This is a genomic window from Aeromonas sp. ASNIH8 (assembly GCF_002919855.1).
Taxonomy (GTDB): Bacteria; Pseudomonadota; Gammaproteobacteria; order Enterobacterales; family Aeromonadaceae; genus Aeromonas; species Aeromonas caviae.
Genome location: NZ_PQLN01000038.1, coordinates 20,063 through 40,028, shown reverse-complemented (window position 1 = coordinate 40,028; position 19,966 = coordinate 20,063). Strand labels below are relative to the sequence as shown.

Here is a 19,966-nt window from a genome sequence, read left to right as displayed (position 1 = left end):
GCAAGGCGAGCGTAAGACGGAAGCAAAAAATCGCAGGAATGAGCAGTGAATATCTGGAAACGGTACTCAATGCGGGTCTCAAAAAACTGGGTGAAATTTAACAAAATGTTCACGCTCTCACCCTGGGCGTTTGCGTTTAACTGAAAATAAGAATGACCAAGCTACCTCATTGACTTACCTTAAGTTATTTCCTGCTGCTAATAACTTGGTGACGGTAGAGTTCGATCATTCCGCTTATGGTGGCACTGGTGCAGATGGTATTGCCATGGTGTTGTCAGACGCCAAGATAACCCCTCAACCGGGGGCATTTGGTGGACCGCTGGGGTATGGCCATAAAGGCAGTGCTGCACCCGGATTCGCAGGTGGCTGGTTGGGTGTCGGCATTGACGAATTTGGTAACTTTTCTGCAGAAGGCGGTAGTAATAATCAACCTCGCCGAAATAATTCAATTGCTATTCGAGGTTCTGGCTCTGCTACAACTGGATATCGCTATCTTTATGGTTCACCGACCTTGAACCCGTCGATCCACAATGGCAATAATTACCCTAATCCCCCCCATCGCTACCGTTTGACTGTAGATTCCCGTTTGGGAAATAAAACCATGGTGTCAATTGATCGAAATACTGGTGCTGGTTATGCAGCAGTGCCTGGGATACCTACATTTGATGCTACCGCTAATGATTTAGGTCAGTCACCTATACCAGAAAACTTTTACCTTTCGTTCACCGGCTCAACAGGTGGCTCAAACAATATACATGATATTGATAACGTAAAAATATGTGCATTGAAAGTGAATCCGGTCGGGGTTCAAGTACATCATTTCGAATTCGCTCATTCAGGGCAGGCAATCACCTGCCAGCCTGAAGAGATCACAATTAAAGCTTGTGCCAATGAGGATTGTTCACAACTAATGTCGGGTACTGTTACGGCAGCGCTCACTCCTAACCCCTTTACGAATGGTGGTTGGTCGTCAGGTAGTGGTTTAAATAACGTGAATAATGGTGTTGTCACTATAACTGGCGGCACCACTAAGGTGATGCTAAGTAATTATTCGGCCAGTTCCATCACTATGGGCGTGTCCAGCTCGACTCCGCCACTGCGGCCGCAGAGTGATACCTTATGTCGGTCCGGTTCATTGGGGCCTGCTAAACAATATTGCACGCTCCCGTTTGCCGATGCTGCACTGCGTTTCAATGTCCCCACCTTCTATGCCGGTACCTCGGGAGTCACCTCGATCCGCGCCATCAAATCAAACGATGTGGGGGCGACCAAGGTATGCGTGCCCTTACTGACAGGTGATCAGACTCTCCAATTTACCTCGAGCAAGGTCGTCTCTGAGAGCAGCACTGCCGTGCCGACGGTCAATAGCACCACGCTCGCGCCATCAGGAAACGTTAAGGTTGCGTTTAACAGTGATGGGGTGGGTCAACTGACCGTACAGTACCCGGATGCGGGGGTGTTGCGACTGGATGCTACTTTCCAGAAGAATGATGTCACCGGCACCCTTAAGCTGACCGGTAGTGATACGGTTGCTGTGATTCCTAAAGCGATCGCACTCCAGGCACAAGGACAAAGTGGCTGCTCGGGCAGTAACGACAACACATATGCAGCATGCCCTGTCTATCGCAAAGCGGGCGAGTCCTTTACTCTGCAAGCGCGTGCCCTCAATGAGCAGGATCAGCTAACCCCTGGCTTTGCGACCAGCAATAAGGCGATCTCTTGGGCGCTGTTAGCGCCGGCAGCTGGCGGCACCGGAACATTTTCGCCGACAGCGATCACGTTGGCGAGCGGGGTAGCAAACGTGACGGCGAATTGGTCTGAGGTCGGGGTGATCCGGTTAGGCGTCAGCAACTTTGTGCCTTATCCCGCTTATCAGGATGAATTACCCCAACTTGAGACTGTGTTGCGATGGAGCGTACCCATCGGTCGTTTTGTCCCTTGGGATTACAGTTTGAGTAATGGCTTTATCACGCCTGCCTGCAATGCCTTTACATACATGAGCCAGCCCTTTGCCAGCGGTTTTGTCCTCACTGCACGCAATCTGCAGAAAGGGACGACAGAGAACTATAAGGGGGCGTTCGCTAAAGGGGTTGCTGAGATGGTGGCGGCTAATGCTCTGGATGGGGTTGCTCGTGACAAGCGTATTACACTATCTCCCTCGCTCAGCTGGGCAAGTGGCGTCGCCAGTATAAATCAGCAGTCGCCTTTGGGGCTGAATACCCGCTTTGATCGTGCTGCGAGTCCAGAAGCACCGTTTGCCACGTTGAGCTTTGGTATCAAAGTCGATGATCAGGATGGCGGTACTACGCTGTTGGCGAATCCGAATATGAATGCGGGTGTAGCAGGGGATTGTTCCAAATCGGGGCAAGGGTGTAATGCGGTGCTGCTGGGTACTCAAAAGCTGTTGTACGGCCGCCTGCAGGCTGGTACGGCGGCTGGCCTGGCCTCGGCGCCGCTGGCCATTCCACTGCAGATGCAATATTACGAAGCGGGCAACTGGCTGAAAAACAAGGAAGATCAATGTACCCAGCTCTCTTTGGCCAATCAGGGGTTCACTTTCCTCAATCCAAGTCAAACCTTTGATGCGGCGACTCGCGAGCTGAATCTGGGGGCGGGTCGCAAGATCAAGCTGGGGTTGGGTAGTTCGGCACCGGGTGGGGATGCTGCACTGGCGAAAGACGGGGAGATCCTGTTCCACTTTGCCAAGCCGGACATCTCGGTGCGCATTCCCTACAAGGTCGATTTGGCAAAACAGCCGTCGCAGCCCCTCTGGTTGTCTGACCCAACGAGTGGCAATGACGGCAACCTGCAAGGTGAGGCCATTTTCGGCTCCAGCCGGGGTAATGACAGAGTTATTTATCGGCGCGAAGTATTGCATTGAATGATGTGAAAGGGGGGCTGGCTCAACAGCATCCCCCTAAATCCTTGTTTATTAGTGTTTGCAAGCGTGTCCGAGTGAGTGATGACTCGCATTTTTGTCGCGCCTGATTGATTGGCGACAGTTTGAGCGCTTGCCCATTGGGGTGGGCATTGGTAAAGTTAGCCGGTTTTCTGCACCTCCAAATTCTTAGGATTTCCCGTAGCCATGTTCAAAAAGCTCAGAGGCGTCTTTTCCAACGATCTGTCGATCGACTTGGGAACTGCCAACACCCTGATCTATGTAAAAGATCAAGGGATCGTCCTTAACGAACCCTCAGTTGTCGCCATTCGCCAAGAGCGCGGGAACGCCAAATCGGTCGCTGCTGTCGGTCATGCCGCCAAGCAGATGCTGGGTCGTACCCCGGGTAACATCTCCGCCATTCGCCCGATGAAAGACGGCGTGATCGCCGATTTCTACGTGACCGAGAAGATGCTGCAGCACTTCATCAAACAGGTTCACGACAACAACTATTTCCGCCCCAGCCCGCGCGTGCTGGTGTGCGTGCCCTGCGGCTCCACCCAGGTGGAACGTCGCGCCATCAAGGAATCCGCGCTGGGCGCCGGCGCCCGCGAGGTTTACCTGATCGATGAACCCATGGCTGCCGCCATCGGTGCCGGCCTGCCGGTCTCCGAAGCGACCGGTTCCATGGTGGTGGACATCGGTGGCGGTACCACCGAAGTGGCCATCATCTCCCTGAACGGCGTGGTCTACTCCCAGTCCGTCCGTATCGGTGGCGACAAGTTCGACGAAGCCATCATCAGCTACGTGCGTCGCAACTACGGCAGCCTGATCGGGGAAGCCACCGCCGAGCGCATCAAGCACGAGATCGGCTCCGCCTATCCGGGCGAAGAGGTGCGCGAGATCGAAGTGCGCGGTCGCAACCTGGCCGAGGGTGTGCCCCGCAGCTTCACCCTGAACTCCAACGAGATCCTGGAAGCGCTGCAAGAGCCGCTCTCCGGCATCGTCTCCGCCGTCATGGTGGCCCTGGAGCAATCCCCGCCCGAGCTGGCGTCCGACATTTCCGAGCGCGGCATGGTGCTGACCGGTGGTGGTGCCCTGCTCAAGGACATCGACCGTCTGCTGATGGAAGAGACCGGCATCCCGGTCGTCGTGGCTGAAGATCCCCTCACCTGTGTCGCCCGTGGCGGTGGCAAGGCGCTGGAGCTGATCGATATGCACGGTGGCGATCTGTTCCACTACGAATAAGACCCAAAGCCGGCCGAGCGCCGGCTCTTTTTTGACGACTCATGAAACCCATCTTCGGTAGAGGCCCTTCGCTTCAGTTACGGTTGTTTCTCGCCGTCATCATCTCCGTCGCTGCCATCGTCGCGGATTCCCGCTTCGGTGTGTTCAGCCATGTCCGCGTTTATCTGAGCTCCCTGGTGAGCCCGCTGCAATACATCGCCAACGCCCCCGGCACCCTGCTCGACACCATGTCGACCCAGGTGCAGACCCGCGCCGATCTCATCGAGCAGACCAAGCAGCAGGAGCAGCAACTGTTCACCCTGCGCTCTCGCCTGCTCAAGATGGATCAGCTGGAGCACGAGAACCAGCGTCTGCGCGAGCTGCTGGGGTCGCCGGTACACAAGGAGTCCCGCAAGATGGTGGCCGAGCTGCTGTCGGTGGATTCCGACCCCTTCAGCCATCAGGTGCTGATCAACAAGGGGGCGCTGGATGGCGTCTACAACGGCCAGCCGGTGATCAACGATCAGGGGGTGGTCGGTCAGGTGCTCCACGTGGGCTCCACCACCAGTCGCGTCCTGCTCATCACCGACTCCAGCCACGGCATCCCGGTGCGGGTGCTGCGCAACGACTTGCGCGCCATCGCCTCCGGCAGCGGCGAGCTGGACAAGCTGGAGCTGCGCAACCTGCCCCGCAACACCGACGTCCAGGTCGGCGATCTGCTGGTCACCTCGGGCCTGGGCGGCCGCTTCCCGGAAGGTTATCCGGTGGCGACCGTGACCCGCTCCGACTACGTGGAGGGCAAGCCCTTCGCCCAGATCGAGGCCAAGCCGCTGGTGGCGCTGGACCGTCTGCGCTACCTGCTGCTGCTGTGGACCGACAAGAAACCGGAAGTACACGACAAGGATGCTCTTGAGCCTGCGGCGAGCGCCTCGGCGGCCACGGCAACCTCGGCGGCGGGGGCGACGCGCTGATGCTGCAACCCGCCAGCGGCAGGATCTGGATCTGGTGTTCGATCCTGCTGGCCCTGTGCCTCTCCATCCTGCCGCTTCCCTTTCAATTCGAACCCTTCCGTCCGGACTGGCTCGCCATGGTGCTCATCTACTGGGCGCTGGCGCTGCCGCACCGGACCAACGTCGGCACCGCCTGGGTGGCGGGCCTGCTGCTGGACGTGCTGCTCGGCAGCACCCTCGGCGTGCGGGCCATGGCCATGGCCATCACCACCTACCTGGCGGCATTCCAGTTCCAGAAGATCCGCAACTTCTCCCTCTGGCAGCAGGCGCTGATCATCGGTCTGCTCTCCCTGGTGGGAAAGATCACCGTGTTCTGGGCGGAGCATCTGTTCAGCCGGGCCAGCCTCAACTTCGCCTACTTTTGGTCGACGTTGACGACGATGTTAATATGGCCCTGGATTTTTATGGTCTTGCGCAAGGTGCGGCGTCGCTTCAATATCAAGTGAATGTGAATAAAAACAACGCATTGTAACTGCGCATCGTCTCATTGAGTGAAGTATGAACAAGCACAACGAACTGCAACTCTATCTCGCCTCGGGCTCCCCCCGCCGGCACGAGCTTCTGACCCGCCTGGGCTACCGTTTCGAGGTCCTCAAGCTGGATGTGCCGGAGCTGCGCAACGACGGTGAGAAGCCCCAGGATTACGTCTGCCGGCTCGCCCGCGACAAGGCCATGGCCGGCGTGGCCGCGGCGCCCACGGCGCTGCCCGTGCTGGGGGCGGACACCATAGTGGTGCTGGGGGAGCGGGTGCTGGAGAAGCCCTCCGACCTGCTGGACGCCAAGGACATGCTGGAGGCGCTCTCCGGACGGGTGCACCAGGTGATGACGGCGGTGGCCCTGGCCACCCCGGATCGCTGCGACGTGCGCCTGGTCACCACCAACGTGGCGTTTCGCAAGCTGGACGAGTCCGAGATCGAGGCCTACTGGCGCACCGGCGAGCCGTGCGACAAGGCCGGCGCCTACGCCATCCAGGGCATTGCCGGCAAGTTCGTCAGTCGCCTCGAGGGGAGCTACAGTGCCGTGGTCGGCCTGCCCCTGCTGGAGACGGACCTGTTGATCAAGCAGCACCTCGAGCAGACCCGGTAATCCTCCCGTCAGCGGTGCGCTGCTGAGTTACCCGTTGTTCGTCGTGCCAGAATTCAAAACTAGAAAGGCAAGGTAACTTATGTCGGTAGAACTGCTGGTGAACGTCACCCCCTCCGAGACCCGGGTCGCCCTGGTCGAGAACGGCCTGCTGCAGGAAGTGCACGTGGAGCGCCAGGCCAAGCGCGGCATAGTGGGCAACATCTACAAGGGCAAGATCAGCCGGGTGCTGCCCGGCATGCAGGCCGCCTTCGTCGACATCGGCATGGACAAGGCCGCCTTCCTGCACGCCTCCGACATCGTCCCCCATACCGAGTGCGTGGCGATCAAGGAGAAGGAACAGTTCCAGGCCGGCAACATCGCCGAGCTGGTGCGCCAGGGGCAGGACATCATGGTGCAGGTGGTGAAAGATCCGCTGGGCACCAAGGGGGCCCGCCTCACCACCGACATCACCCTGCCTTCCCGCTACCTGGTCTTCATGCCGGGGAGTGCGCATGTGGGGGTTTCCCAGCGCATCGAGTCCGAGGCGGAGCGCGAGCGCCTCAAGCGCACCGTGGCCGGCTATGTGGACGAGCTCGGTGGCTACATCATCCGCACCGCCGCCGAGGGGGTGGGGGAGCAGGAGCTGGAGCAGGACGCCGCCTTCTTGAAGCGCCTGTGGCGCAAGATCCTCGAGCGCAAGCAGAAGTACCCCCCCTGCAAGATCCTCTATGAGGATCCCAGCCTGGCGTTCAGGGTGGTGCGTGACTTCGTCGGTGCCGAGCTCGACAAGATCCGGGTCGACTCGCGCCAGAGCTTCGATCAGCTCAAGCGCTTCACCGAGGAGTACGTGCCCGAGCTGGCCAACAAGCTGGAGTACTACACCGGCGAGTCGCCGATCTTCGATCTCTACGACGTGGAGAACGAGATCCAGCGGGCCCTGGAGCGCAAGGTGGAGCTCAAATCCGGCGGCTACCTCATCATCGACCAGACCGAAGCCATGACCACGGTGGACATCAACACCGGAGCCTTCGTCGGCCATCGCAATCTGGAAGAGACCATCTTCAACACCAACGTCGAGGCCACCGCCGCCATCGCCCGTCACCTGCGCCTGCGCAACCTCGGCGGCATCATCATCATCGACTTCATCGACATGCAGTCCGAGGATCACCGTCGCCGGGTGCTGCACAGCCTGGAGCTGGCGCTGGCCAAGGACAGGGCCAAGACCAACGTCAACGGTTTCTCCCAGCTCGGGCTGGTGGAGATGACCCGCAAGCGCACCCGGGAGAGCCTGGAGCACGTGCTCTGCGCCGAGTGCCCCGAGTGCAAGGGGCGCGGCCGGGTCAAGACGGTGGAGTCGGTCTGCTTCGAGATCCTGCGGGAGATCATCCGGGTCAACCGCGCCTACGACGCGGATCAGTTCACCGTCTATGCGGCTCCTTCGGTGGCCGATTACCTGCGGGGGGAGGAGTCCCACAGTCTGGCGGAGCTGGAAGTCTTCATCGGCAAGCAGGTCAGGGTGGTCTCCGAGCCGCTCTGTGGGCAGGAACAGTTCGATGTGGTGATGATGTAATTGGTCTATCGCTGGCTGAGTCGGGGCTGGTTGGCCCTCGGAGTCTTCTTCGTGCTGCTGGCCGTTCTGGTCAGCGTGGTACGACTGGGCGGCCCTTTGCTCAACCAGCACCGGGCGGCCGTGATAGGGACCCTGCTCGGAGAGAGTCAGCTCGAGGTGAGCGTGGATCACGTCGGGCTGGAGTGGACTCCCCGCGGCCCGGCCATCGGGCTGGAAGGACTGGCCATCGCCCCCGATTCGGGGCGTTTCTCCCTGCGCCTTGGCAAGGTGTGGGCCCACCTCGACTTCTGGCGCTCCCTCAACGAACTCAGACCGGTGTTTGGCCAGCTGATCCTGAGCGACGGCAACATCGCGCTGGACATGACCCAGCCCGCCACCCCCGTCAGCGGGAAGAGCGCGAACCAGCAGGAGGCCCTGCTGCGCTTCCTGCTGACCCAGCTCTCCACCTTCGACATTCACGACACTCGCCTGAGCCTCACCACGGCACTGGGGGAGGTGCGCGCCCTCGACATCGCCCAGTTGCGCTGGCAGAACCGCGGCAAGCGTCATCAGGGGGTCGGCAAGGCCTATCTCATCAACGGGGTGGGGGAGAGCACCCTGGACCTCATCATCGATGTGGATGCTCCCGAGGTGCGGCTCGACCGCCTCAAGGGCCAGCTCTATCTGGGGGCCAGCGAGCTGGACATCAGCCCCATGCTGGCCCGGATCCACGCCGGCGCGCCACCGGTGAGCGGCCAGCTCGACTTCCAGCTCTGGAGCGAGTTCGAGAAGGGCAGGCTCGGCAACTCCCTGCTGGCCTTTGGCAACAACCACCTGATCTGGAAAGACGAGATCAAGGGGGAGCCGCACCGCCTCGACCTGCAGGGGGGCAAGATCCAGCTGCGTCGGGACGGCGAGGCGTGGCAGCTCGCCAGCCACGACGTCATCTTCAAGCTCGATGGCGCCACCTGGCTACACAGCCGCCTGCAGCTCGAGCGCATCGGCTCGCGCATCCAGGGCTATGTGCCCGCCATCGATCTCGACCAGATTGCCAACTTGAGCCAGCTGGTCTCCGGCCTCTATCCCGAGCTGACCGAGACCCTCAAGCGCACCCGGCCAAGGGGCCAGTTGCAGGAGCTGGTCCTGCAGGCCGACGGGGACTGGCAGGGGCTCTCTTTGCAGGGGCAACTGCGCGGCTTCGAGACCCGGGCCTGGCACGATGTACCCGGTCTGCAAAAGCTGGACGGCGACTTCTGGCTGACCCCGAACGGGGGACGCGCCCGCCTGACCCTGGGCAAAGGCAAGGTGGATCCGGCCCGCCACTTCAAGGAACCCATCCCGGTGGACAGCCTGAGTGCGGCCCTCGACTGGTGGCGGGCGCCCCAAGGCTGGGTGCTCTATGGCCAGGACATTGCCCTGGACAACCCGGATCTGCGCCTCGCCAGCCGGTTTCGCCTCGAGCTGTTCGAGCACCCCTTCCTCGCCCTGACCGGGCGCATCGACGTCAAGAACGCGGCCCATGCGGATCGCTACTACCCCCTGGCGGTGATGGATGAGGGGCTGGTGAGCTACCTGAGCGGCGCCATCAAGGGGGGCAAGGCCAAGGGTGCAGACTTGCTCTGGTACGGCGAATTCCGTGACTTCCCCTACGACAACGGCAAGGGCGTCTTCCAGGTGGCGGTGCCGCTGCAACAGGCCACCTACGAGTTTTTCCCGGGCTGGCAGCCGCTGACCGACCTGCAGATCGATCTGCTGTTCCAGAACGCCAGCCTCGACATGAACAGCCGCGCCACCCAGCTCGGCAAGGCCAGCTCCGACTCGGTGCACGCCTGGATCCCGGACCTCTATCCGGGGGCTCACCTCTACGTGGATGCCAAGGTTGAGGGCGAGGGCAAGGCCATCAGCGACTATTTGCAGGACTCGCCGCTGGGGGGATCCGTCGGTCAGGCGCTGCGGGAGGTGGAGATCCGCGGCCCCATGAAGGGCACGGTGAAGCTCGACATACCGCTGGATGGCGAGGGGGAGGTCAAGGCCAGCGGGGAAGCCAGCTTCAAGGACAACAAGGTGAGGATCGCCTCCCTGGATCTGCCCCTCGACGGGGTCGCAGGGACGCTCGAGTATGACAACGAGCAGACGCGCATTCACAACCTCAAGGCCAGCCTGTGGAACCAGCCGCTGACCCTGGATTATCAGGGGCGGCAACTGCCCCACGGCTATCAGGCCGACCTCAAGTTCCAGGGGCAGTGGGACAGCCGCCGCCAGCGCCGGGACATACCGGCCCTCGAGATGCTCCAGGGGCGCAGCAACTGGTCGGGTACCCTGGGGCTGACCCTGCCCGAGAACAAGGCGTTCAGTTTCCAGCTGGCGCTGGACTCCAACCTGCAGGGCATGGGGCTGGATCTGCCTGTGCCCCTGACCAAGGCAGCGGGTGCCCGGCTGCCCCTCAAGGTGACGGCCCGTGGGCGGGATGGCAGCGCCGACATCCGCGCCGTGCTGGGGGCGGACATCGACATGCAGAGCCGCCTGGTGTACGGCGACGGCGTGCCCTACCTCAGCCGGGTGCGGGTCAACATCGGCCAGCCCGGGGCGCGGGTGATGCAGGACAAGCCCATGCTGCTCGCCATCAACCAGCAGCAGGCGGACGTGGCCGGCTGGCTGGCCCGTCTCAAGCAGTGGCTGCCGGCCAAGGCGCAGGCGACGCAGGGCAATGCGGTGGTGGGCCCCGCGTTCTTGCCCCAGGAGTGGTGGGTGGATGGCCAGCTGGCCCGTGCCGACATCGGCAGCGCCAGCCTCAAGGCGGTGCACTTCACCCTGGGGCCGGTGAACCAGGCCACCGAGGTGATGATCGACAGCCCCGACGTGATGGGGGTGGTGCGGGTGCCGGTGGCCGACGGACGTCCCATCGATGCCAAGTTTGCCCGCATCTACTGGTCCGGCAAGGGGACCGATCTCAGCCCGGATCCCGATGAGCGCCAGGACAGGGCCATCATGAATGCCATTCCCTGGCTCACCTTCAGCTGCGTGGATTGCCGCTTCGGCGAGCTGCCCCTGGGTGAGGTGAAGGGGGAGCTGCTGCCCGGGGCCAACCGGCTGGATCTCAAGGGACTGGAGATGCGCCTGGCGGGCAGCACCCTGCGCGGCAGCGCCGAGTGGCTGGCCCGTGGCAGCCAGATGCAGACCCGTGCCAGGGTGAACCTCGAGACCCGCAACAGCGAGCTGCTGCTCAAGCGGCTCGGCTACACCTCGCCCATCGGGGATGCCCCGGGCAAGCTGGCGCTGGATCTGAACTGGCGTGACGTGCCCTACCGCCTGAGCCTGCCGACGCTGGCGGGCAGCGCCGACTACCAGCTGGAGGGGGGGACCCTGCGGGAGGTCAACGACAAGGGGGCCCGACTGCTCTCCCTGCTGAGCCTTGACTCCCTGATGCGCAAGCTGCGCCTCGATTTTCGCGACGTCTTCGACAAGGGCTTCTATTTCGAGTCCATGTCCGCCTCCGCCAAGGTCAATCAGGGGATGGTGGAGAACAACGACTTCTACATGAAGGGCGCTGCGGGCAACCTGCGGGGTAAGGGCATCGCGGATCTGGTGCGCTGGCGGCTCGACTTTGATCTGAGCTTCTCTCCGAACCTGGGGGGCACCCTGCCCGTGGTGGCGGCCTTCTCCCTGACTCCCATCACCGGGCTCTATGTGCTGGCCCTCTCCAAGCTGCTGGAGCCCGTGGTGGACGTGGTGACCCGTATCGATTTTCGGGTCTCCGGCCCGCTGGACGCCCCCAGGCTGGTGGAGGCGGGGCGGGATCGCGCCCGCATCAAGCTCAACCAGCAGCAGAAGGAGGCGGTGGATGCGGTGGCGCCCGGCCTGCCCACCAAGGAGGTCACCCCCTTCCTGCTCGATCCCAAGCATCAGGGCTCGGGTCAGCGCTGAGGGCCAGCGCCGGGCTGGGGGACTTTCCCCCGGCCGCCAAACCCCTCATAGTGCAGATATTGCCCCGCGAGCCGAGAAGGCCTTGTGTCACCGGTCACCGGCTCGCCCAACAGAAGAGTGCGGATATTGCCCGCGAGCCGAGGAGGTCTTCTGTCACCGGTCACCGGCTCGCCCAACAGAAGAGTGCGGATATTGCCCTGCGAGCCGAGAAGGCCTTGTGCCACCGGCTCGCCCAACAGAAGGAGCGCGTCATGTGGCTAGCCGCCATGCAGTTGATTTCGGGTCGTACCTGGCAGGATAACCGGGAGCGGATCGCCGCCGAGCTGGCGAGTCTGCCCGGGGAGCGCCCCTTGCTGGTGCTGCTGCCGGAAAACTTCGCCCTCTTTGGCGAGCGGCAGGGGTATCTGGACGGGGCAGAGCCATTGGGAAATGGCCCAATCCAGCAGCAACTCTCTGATTGGGCCAAATCCCACGGCATCTGGCTGGTGGCCGGGGCCATGCCCACCGCCATCGCCGGTGCCGACCACATCCACACCAGTACCCTGGTGTTCGATCCCGACGGCGAGCTCAAGGGGCACTACCACAAGATCCACCTGTTCGACGTGGACGTGGCGGACAATCACGGCCGCTACCGGGAGTCGGAGACCTTCAGCCCGGGTGATCAGCCTGTGTTGGTGGACTCCCCCTTTGGTCCCCTCGGCCTTTCTATCTGTTATGATCTGCGCTTTCCCGAGCTGTACCGCCAGTTGGCCCGGGCCGGTGCCCGGGTGCTGCTGGTGCCTGCCGCCTTTACCGCCGTCACCGGCGAGGCGCACTGGGAGCCCCTGCTGCGGGCCCGTGCCATCGAGAACCAGTGCTACGTGGTGGCCGCCAACCAGGGGGGCACCCACGAGACGGGGCGCCAGACCTGGGGCCACAGCATGGTGATCGACCCCTGGGGCCGGGTGCTGGCCTGTCGGGCGTCGGGGCAGGGAACAGTGCTGGCGCCGCTGGATGGGGCCCTGATCGATGAATTGAAACGCACCATGCCGGTGCTGCAACACGCCCGCCTGCTGTGAGCCCGCGGCCGTGGATTTAACCGTTACGACATCTCGCATGAGAGTGGAGAGAAAGATTTGAGTCTATTGAGCCAGGTTAGTGCCTCCCTGTTGGCCCCGAACGATCTCGACGAAGGGCGGCTGCAACAGCTGCTCGGCAGCCTGATGAGCCATCAGGTGGAGTTCGGCGACCTCTATTTCCAGCGCAGCTGGCACGAGTCCTGGATGCTGGAGGACGGCATCGTCAAGGATGGCAGCTACAACATCGATCAGGGGGTGGGGGTGCGCGCCGTCAGCGGCGAGAAGACCGGTTTCGCCTACTCGGACGAGCTGAGCCTGCTGGCGCTGCAACAGTCGGTGACTGCCGCTCGCGGCATCGCCGCCGCCGGTGCTCACGGCAAGGTAAAGGCGTGGGCTCGCACCGAAGCAAACCTGCTCTACCCGGCGCTGGATCCCCTGCAGACCCTCGACAAACAGCAGAAAATTGCCCTGCTGGAGCAGATGGACAAGTTCGCCAGAAGTCTGGATCCCGCCATCAATCAGGTGATGGCCTCCATCAGCGGGGTCTATGAAGAGATCCTGGTGGCCGCCACCGATGGCACCCTGGCCGCCGACGTGCGTCCGCTGGTGCGCCTCTCGGTGACCGTCATCGCCGAGAAGGGGGATCGCCGTGAGCGCGGCAGCGCGGGGGGCGGTGGCCGCTTCGGTTACGACCATTTCCTCGAGCTGGACGGGCTCGAGAGCCGGGCGTTTGGCTATGTGCGCGAAGCGGTACGCCAGGCGCTGGTCAACCTGGAGGCCATCGACGCCCCGGCCGGCACCATGCCGGTGGTGCTCGGTGCCGGCTGGCCCGGTGTGCTGCTGCACGAGGCGGTGGGTCACGGTCTGGAGGGGGACTTCAACCGCAAGGGCTCCTCCGCCTTTGCCGGGCGCATCGGCGAGCAGGTGGCTTCCAAACACTGCACCATCGTCGATGACGGCACCCTGCCGGGTCGGCGCGGCTCCGTCTCCATCGACGACGAGGGGACGCCGGGGGGCTACAACGTGCTCATCGAGAACGGCATTCTCAAGGGTTACCTGCAGGACAAGCAGAACGCCCGCCTGATGGGCGTGCCGCTCACCGGCAACGGCCGCCGCGAATCCTACGCCGCCCTGCCGATGCCGCGCATGACCAACACTTACATGCTGGCGGGTCAGTACGATCCGGCGGAGATCATCGCCTCGGTAAAGAAGGGGATCTATGCCCCCAACTTCGGCGGCGGCCAGGTGGACATCACCTCCGGCAAGTTCGTCTTCTCCGCCTCCGAGGCCTACCTTATCGAGGATGGCAGGATCACCGCGCCCATCAAGGGGGCGACCCTGATCGGCAACGGCCCTGAGGCGATGAGCCAGGTTTCCATGGTGGGCCGTGATCTCGCGCTGGATCGCGGGGTCGGGGTCTGCGGCAAGGAGGGGCAGAGCGTGCCGGTCGGCGTCGGCCAGCCCACCCTCAAGCTGGATCAGCTCACCGTGGGCGGTACCCAGTAAGGTCATACACCTTTGTAAACCCCGGCCCGGCGCCGGGGTTTTTATTGGAAGGCGCAAGCAATAAAAAGCCCCGGCAGGCGCCGGGGCTGGGAAAGGGGTCGGGTCAGTTGACCGAAATGGCGCGGGCGTCGATGAAGAAGCGGGCGTGGCCGTGGTCATCCACCCTTATCTGGGCGAGCAGGCGATCCTTTCGCTTGAACTCCCATCCTGTCTTGATCCGGGTCAGCGCGGGGCTGGCGGCACCGACCACGTTCAGATACTCATGAAACAGGCTGTAGCTTCCAATCTCGGTCAGCATCTTTTCCATTTGCATATCTCCTCAAGTGATGGGGTCAGCACATGCCACGCTAGCGGCAACCTTCTGAACCTTTCCTGTACAAAAACCAGACTACCCCATCAAGATGAAGGCAATATGATCAGGCGCAAGATCAGGAGGGATTTGCACGAAAAATGACACCGTTTTCAATCAGGGCTGGCGCGGCACGGCGAGATGATCGAGGGCGGTAGATCCGGCATGGGACGGCAAGGCGGCAGCGGGTTGTTCCATCACCTGACCATGGAAGACGGGATCCTGCGCCACCTCCTTGACGCCGTTGATGCAGAACTGCATACCCATGCACACCAGCAGGAAACCCATGATGCGTGTCATGGCGTCGATGCCGGTGGCACCCAGGATCTTGCACACGGGATCTGCCAGCTTGAGCACACCCCAGCTGATCAGGCTCATCAGGGCGAAGGCGGTGACCATGGCGGCATAGATGACGACGCGATCGGCCTCGGCCGGCAGCTCGGCGATCTGGGCCGCGCCGCTGATCACCAGCGCCATGGTGCCGGGTCCGCACATGCTGGGCATGGTCAGGGGCACGAAGGCGATATTCTGGTTGGCCTCGACCCCGGCAGACTGGTTTGGCGAGGGGAACAGCATGCGAAAGCCGATGAAGGCGATGATGAGGCCACCAGCCAGGCGCAGGCCGGGAATGGAGATCCCGAACAGATCCAGGATGGAGGATCCGATGAAGAAGCTGACGCACAGGGTGGCGAACAGATAAAGGGCGGCCATGTTGATCTGGCGGCGAATGTGCTCGCGGGACATGCCCTTGCTCAGTCCCAGCAGCAGGGTAGCCGTGGTGGGCGGGTTGACCATGGGCAGCAGGGCCAGCAAGGCGAGAAAGATGACCTGGAAGAACATAGTGGACCTCGGGCAGGTGGACGGATTGGGGTGAGCTGGCAGGTCCGCAGCGGACCGCCACCCGGTCGATGATATCCGCAAAGAAGAAGCCCCGACAGTGCCGGGCTTGCTTGGGAAGGATCAGGCGGCCTGCGGGGTGGCCTGGCGTTGGCCGCGCTGGCGCAGCCAGAGCCAGATGCCGAGTACGAAACCGAGGGCGGCCAGGCTGACCACATAGTGGGAGGGGGCCAGCACGTCCTCCTTCATCCAGAGGGTGACCAGCATGGGGGTGAGGCCGCCGAAGATGGCGTAGGCCACGTTGTAGGAGAACGACAGCCCGGAGAAGCGCACCACCGGCGGGAAGGCATTGACCATGACGTAGGGCACGGCGCCGACGATCCCCACCGCAAAGCCCGCCAGCATGTAGAGGGGCACCAGCTGATCCGTGCCGGCTGCCAGGCTGTGGTAGAAGGTATAAGTGGCGCCGGCCAGCAGCAGGGAGCCCAGGATGAAGGTAGGACCGCTGCCGATGGCATCGATCAGCCGGCCATAGACGATGCAGCCCAGGGTGAGGGCGACGATGGCCAGGGAGTTGGCGGTCAGGGCATCGGCCGGGCTGATGCCGTGCACCTTCTGCAGATAGGTCGGGGTCATCAGGATCACCACTACTATGCCGGCGGAGAGCAGCCAGGTCAGCAGCATGGAGACGACGACGCTGCCCTTGTGTTCACGCAGCACCGTCTTGAGGGGCAGCTCCTCGGCCAGGGACTTGTTGGCCTGCATCTCGGCGAAGACCGGAGTCTCGTGCAGCCAGCGGCGCAGGTACATGGCGACGATGCCGAACACGCCGCCGAGCACGAAGGCCAGACGCCAGCCCCAGTCGCTCACATCGCCCGGGCTCATGCCACGGTTGATGGCGGTCGCCACCAGGGAGCCGAGCAGGATGCCGGCCGTCAACCCCGCGGTGAGGGTGCCGCAGGCGACACCGACCCGGCGGGCGGGCACGTGCTCGGCCACGAAGACCCAGGCACCGGGGACTTCCCCGCCGATGGCGGCCCCTTGCAGGATCCGCAGCAGCAGCAACAGCAGGGGGGCGGCGATGCCGAGCACGGCGTAGGTGGGCAGCAGGCCGATCAGCAAGGTCGGCAAGGCCATCAGGATGATGCTGAGGGTGAACATCCGCTTGCGGCCGATGAGATCGCCAAAGTGGGCCATGATGATGCCCCCCAGGGGGCGGGCCAGGTAGCCGGCGGCGAAGATGCCGAAGGTCTGGAACTGGCGCAGCCACTCGGGAATGTCGGCCGGGAAGAAGAGCTCGCCGATGACCACGGCGAAGAAGACGAAGATGATGAAGTCGTAGAATTCGAGGGCGCCGCCCAGCGCCGCCAGGCTCAGGGTCTTGTAATCCTGTCGATTGAGGGGGCGACCGTGGTCGTGCGATGTGCTGGCTTTACTCATATCCTTATGTTTCCCATCGTTTTTTTAGTTATTCTCCCCGGTGTGCTGCGGGGATACGCTCACCCACGAGGTTATGCTTTTGTGTCCCGCAATGTAAATCGCACAATTCGCAACACTGTCTTGCAGCACGGTGCGGCAAGAAGCTGGAGAGGTCATGACGAAGAAAAAGATACTGCTCTCCTGGAGCAGCGGAAAAGACAGCGCCTGGGCCTTGCATCGCCTGCGCGAGGATCCGGCCATCAAGGTGGTGGGGCTGTTCACCACCCTCAACCAGGCGTTCGAGCGGGTGGCCATGCACGGGGTGCGCAAGCAGTTGCTGCTGGCACAGGCTGAGTGCGTGGGCTTGCCGCTGATCACCATCGACCTGCCCTGGCCCTGCAGCAACGAGGAGTATGGGCGCATCATGACGGGCTTCATCGCCGATGTGCAGGCCAAGGGCATTCACCACATGGCGTTCGGGGATCTCTTTCTTGAGGATGTGCGCGCCTATCGGGAGCGGCAACTGGCGGGGACCGGCATCACGCCGCTCTTCCCGCTCTGGGGCAGCGACACGACCGAGCTGGCGCAGGCGATGATCGACGCCGGGCTCAAGGCCAGGGTCTGCACCCTGGATCCGGGCAAGCTGGACGCCGGGTTTGGTGGTCATGAATTCGGCCCGGCCTTGCTGGCTGCCCTGCCCGCCGGGGTGGATCCCTGCGGCGAGAACGGGGAATTTCACACCCTGGCCTGGGACGGCCCCATGTTCCTGCATCCCCTGCCCATCCGGGTGGGGGAAACGGTGCTGCGAGACGGCTTCGTCTTCACCGATCTGCTGGCGGAGGATCCCGAATGAGGGAAGACCCCCTCGGGTGAGAAAGGAAAGGGGCCGGCTCCGTGAGGAATCGGCCCCTTTGCGTTTGCCCCCTTCAGCGGGCGGCGAAGGTGTCGCAACTGGCGGGCTTGCCGCTGTCAAAACCGCGTTTGAACCAGGTGAGGCGCTGGGCCGAGGTGCCGTGGGTGAAGCTGTCGGGAACGACCCGGCCCTGACCCTGCTGCTGCAACCTGTCGTCGCCGATGGCCTGGGCGGCGTTGAGCGCCTCTTCCAGATCGCCGCGCTCCAGCACCTGCTCTTTTTCCATGTAGTGGCCCCAGACCCCGGCGAAGCAGTCCGCCTGCAGTTCGAGCTTGACCGACAACCGGTTCTGGGCGACCTGGCTCAGCCCCTGTTGCTGCTGGCGCACCTTGGTGGAGATACCGAGCAGGTTCTGCACGTGGTGGCCCACCTCATGGGCGATCACATAGCCCTGGGCGAAGTCGCCGTCGGCCCCCAGCTTGTCGCGCATGTCCTGATAGAAGGAGAGATCGATGTAGACGGTGCTGTCGGCCGGACAGTAGAAGGGCCCCATCACCGACTGCCCCTGGCCGCAGTCGGTGCGGGTCGCACCGCGATAGAGCACCAGTCTGGGGGCCTGATAGCGGTTGCCGCTTTGCTGGAACATCTCGCCCCAGGCGTCCTCCGTGGAGGCGAGCATCACCGAGGTGAAGCGGGCGAGGGGATCGTTGGCAGCCTGGGACGAGTTCTGACGCTGGGGCTGGCTCTGCGGGGCCGGATCCTGCAGCAGGGGGCCGAGGTCCACGCCGTAGTACCCCGCCACCATGACCACCACCAGCAGGATCAGGCGCCCCTTGCCGCCGATGGGCAGGCCGCGACCCCCGTTGCCGCCGCCTTGCTGGCGCCGGTCTTCCACATTGTTGCTCTCACGGCGATCTTGCCAGCGCATATCCCCATACTCCCGTCATTGGTGGTGGCAGTAATGATAATGGCTGGCGCCGGGGCTTGCCTAATCGGCCCAGGGCATCTCGGGCAGGCTGTCGAGAAACTCGCCGTAACGGACGAGGTTGAAGGGGCCCTGTTCGGCTTCCATGGCCATGAGTTCGGCGCCCAGGGCGCAGGCGATGTATTGCAGCGCCTCTTCCCGCGGGGTGCCCTTCATCACCAGGCGCATCAGGGTGGCTTTCACCTGGAGGGGGTGGCCGTCGGCGAGCTGGTTCTCCACCATCTCCAGCAGTGTCTCTTCATCAAAAAATTCGGGGGTATCGGTCATGGCCGTTCTCCTGCCTGTTCCATGGGGTGGGCAGTATAGCGGTGACGCGGCTCCCGGGGGCGAAAATATCGTCCGGGTCTTGCCAAGGGGACGGGGCGAGAGCAGTCTTGGACACTCTCTCTGCCGAACGAGCCCATGCCATGATCCTCTCCGAGCGCCTGGAACTGCGCGAACTGACCGTTGTCGATGCCCCCTTCATTCTCGAACTGCTCAACGATGGTGATTTTCACCGCTACATCGGCGATCGCGGGGTGCGTACCCTGGCGGATGCCGAAAACTACATCCAGCAGGGGCCTGCGGTCAGTTATGCCCGCCACGGTCACGGACTCTATCTGGTGGTGCGGCGGGAAGACGGGGCCAGGCTCGGCATCTGCGGTCTGATCAAGCGCGATACCCTGCCCTGTGAAGACATCGGCTATGCCTTCCTTCCCGCCTGGCGCGGTCAGGGTTATGCCATCGAAGCCGCGCGGGCGGCCATGGCAGATGGCCGCGAACGGCTCGGCATCGAGCGGGTGGTCGCCATCGTCACCCCGGGCAATGAGCGCTCGGTCCGGCTACTCGCCAAGCTGGGGCTGAGTCAGGGCAAACGGGTCAGGCTGGGAGCCGGCGAGGAGGAGTGCCTGCTGCTGGAGGCGCCGGACAAGGAGACTTGCGGAGTCTAGCCACCGCTCTGGGAGCGGGGTCATGCAGACTATGACGTCTGGCAAGGAGGCCGCCGTGAGTTGCGGCCTGTCTGCATCGGGCGCTGCCGGCGGGCAGGCAAAGTCAGTTGAGCTCTTCGATGGAGAACTCGCCGGCGATGCCATCACAGGAGATGGCGAAGCCGCCGCTGAAGCGGGTGCTGAACTGGATCAGGAACGCATCGTCGTCGTGTTCTTGCACGGGCAGGTTGATGGGTTTGCTGCGACGCAGGGGTTTGCGGATCTGTACGTGTTTCATCATGGTATTTCTCTATATAAATTAAGTGTTTGCTCCTTGTATTGGCAAATGTCAGGTCAATGGGCGCGGTCAGCATGATGGCGGACGAGCGCGCAGGAAT

17 protein-coding genes and 1 pseudogene are annotated in these 19,966 nt (G+C 62.8%); 12 read left to right on the top strand and 6 right to left on the bottom strand.

Annotated features, from left to right (window positions below; translation table 11 throughout):
- Positions 1–127 precede the first annotated feature (127 nt).
- From C3418_RS25080 to tldD, 10 genes and pseudogenes are all read left to right on the top strand, one after another.
- A pseudogene (locus C3418_RS25080) lies at positions 128–754 on the top strand (MSHA biogenesis protein MshQ); the annotation flags it as partial.
- A 156-nt stretch (positions 755–910) separates the two neighbouring features.
- Positions 911–2,881 (top strand): DUF6701 domain-containing protein, encoded by a 1,971-nt coding sequence (locus tag C3418_RS24085; protein ID WP_374755704.1) that lies wholly within the window; start codon positions 911–913, stop codon positions 2,879–2,881.
- A 204-nt stretch (positions 2,882–3,085) separates the two neighbouring features.
- Positions 3,086–4,126: a rod shape-determining protein gene (locus C3418_RS11730; protein WP_005308111.1), complete on the top strand. Its 1,041-nt coding sequence runs from the start codon at positions 3,086–3,088 to the stop codon at positions 4,124–4,126.
- Between the two features lie 41 nt (positions 4,127–4,167).
- Positions 4,168–5,076 carry a rod shape-determining protein MreC gene (mreC, locus tag C3418_RS11725; RefSeq protein WP_029313545.1) on the top strand — a complete coding sequence of 303 codons (909 nt, stop codon included), beginning with the start codon at positions 4,168–4,170 and terminating at the stop codon, positions 5,074–5,076.
- Entirely contained in the window at positions 5,076–5,561 is a 486-nt protein-coding gene (gene mreD, locus C3418_RS11720; protein ID WP_010672635.1) for a rod shape-determining protein MreD, read from the top strand. The genes mreC and mreD overlap by 1 nt, the downstream gene beginning before the upstream one ends.
- Positions 5,562–5,613: 52 nt before the next feature.
- Entirely contained in the window at positions 5,614–6,201 is a 588-nt protein-coding gene (locus C3418_RS11715) for a nucleoside triphosphate pyrophosphatase (RefSeq protein ID WP_103858562.1), read from the top strand.
- A 79-nt stretch (positions 6,202–6,280) separates the two neighbouring features.
- A complete protein-coding gene (rng, locus tag C3418_RS11710; RefSeq protein WP_010672637.1) occupies positions 6,281–7,750 on the top strand; it encodes a ribonuclease G in 1,470 nt (489 codons plus the stop codon).
- Positions 7,751–11,653 (top strand): YhdP family protein, encoded by a 3,903-nt coding sequence (locus tag C3418_RS11705; RefSeq protein ID WP_181023095.1) that lies wholly within the window; start codon positions 7,751–7,753, stop codon positions 11,651–11,653.
- A 251-nt stretch (positions 11,654–11,904) separates the two neighbouring features.
- Positions 11,905–12,711, top strand: coding sequence for a carbon-nitrogen hydrolase family protein (locus tag C3418_RS11700; protein ID WP_010672639.1), 807 nt, complete (start codon positions 11,905–11,907; stop codon positions 12,709–12,711).
- 57 nt (positions 12,712–12,768) lie between these two features.
- Entirely contained in the window at positions 12,769–14,217 is a 1,449-nt protein-coding gene (tldD, locus tag C3418_RS11695; RefSeq protein WP_069785497.1) for a metalloprotease TldD, read from the top strand.
- A 103-nt stretch (positions 14,218–14,320) separates the two neighbouring features.
- Here tldD and C3418_RS11690 read toward each other — a convergent pair whose 3' ends face one another.
- The 3 genes from C3418_RS11690 to C3418_RS11680 form a co-directional block, all read right to left on the bottom strand.
- Positions 14,321–14,524: a hypothetical protein gene (locus C3418_RS11690; protein WP_041212219.1), complete on the bottom strand. Its 204-nt coding sequence runs from the start codon at positions 14,522–14,524 to the stop codon at positions 14,321–14,323.
- Positions 14,525–14,683: 159 nt separating this feature from the next.
- Positions 14,684–15,406: a MarC family NAAT transporter gene (locus tag C3418_RS11685; RefSeq protein ID WP_043154359.1), complete on the bottom strand. Its 723-nt coding sequence runs from the start codon at positions 15,404–15,406 to the stop codon at positions 14,684–14,686.
- Between the two features lie 120 nt (positions 15,407–15,526).
- On the bottom strand, positions 15,527–16,843 hold the full coding sequence (locus C3418_RS11680) for an MFS transporter (protein WP_103858561.1): 1,317 nt from the start codon (positions 16,841–16,843) through the stop codon (positions 15,527–15,529).
- Between the two features lie 154 nt (positions 16,844–16,997).
- On the opposite strand from C3418_RS11680, the gene C3418_RS11675 reads away from it, so the two are divergent.
- Positions 16,998–17,675 (top strand): ATP-binding protein, encoded by a 678-nt coding sequence (locus C3418_RS11675; protein ID WP_103858560.1) that lies wholly within the window; start codon positions 16,998–17,000, stop codon positions 17,673–17,675.
- Between the two features lie 73 nt (positions 17,676–17,748).
- On the opposite strand, the gene C3418_RS11670 is transcribed toward C3418_RS11675, so the two are convergent.
- Positions 17,749–18,603 (bottom strand): neutral zinc metallopeptidase, encoded by an 855-nt coding sequence (locus C3418_RS11670; protein ID WP_103858559.1) that lies wholly within the window; start codon positions 18,601–18,603, stop codon positions 17,749–17,751.
- Positions 18,604–18,663: 60 nt separating this feature from the next.
- Positions 18,664–18,927 (bottom strand): hypothetical protein, encoded by a 264-nt coding sequence (locus C3418_RS11665; protein ID WP_103858558.1) that lies wholly within the window; start codon positions 18,925–18,927, stop codon positions 18,664–18,666.
- Between the two features lie 140 nt (positions 18,928–19,067).
- Here C3418_RS11665 and C3418_RS11660 point away from each other — a divergent pair, with 140 nt between their 5' ends.
- Positions 19,068–19,589, top strand: coding sequence for a GNAT family N-acetyltransferase (locus tag C3418_RS11660; protein ID WP_049637292.1), 522 nt, complete (start codon positions 19,068–19,070; stop codon positions 19,587–19,589).
- Between the two features lie 103 nt (positions 19,590–19,692).
- Here the strand turns inward: C3418_RS11660 and C3418_RS11655 are convergent, their stop codons facing one another.
- Positions 19,693–19,869 carry a hypothetical protein gene (locus tag C3418_RS11655; protein ID WP_010672653.1) on the bottom strand — a complete coding sequence of 59 codons (177 nt, stop codon included), beginning with the start codon at positions 19,867–19,869 and terminating at the stop codon, positions 19,693–19,695.
- Positions 19,870–19,966 lie beyond the last annotated feature (97 nt).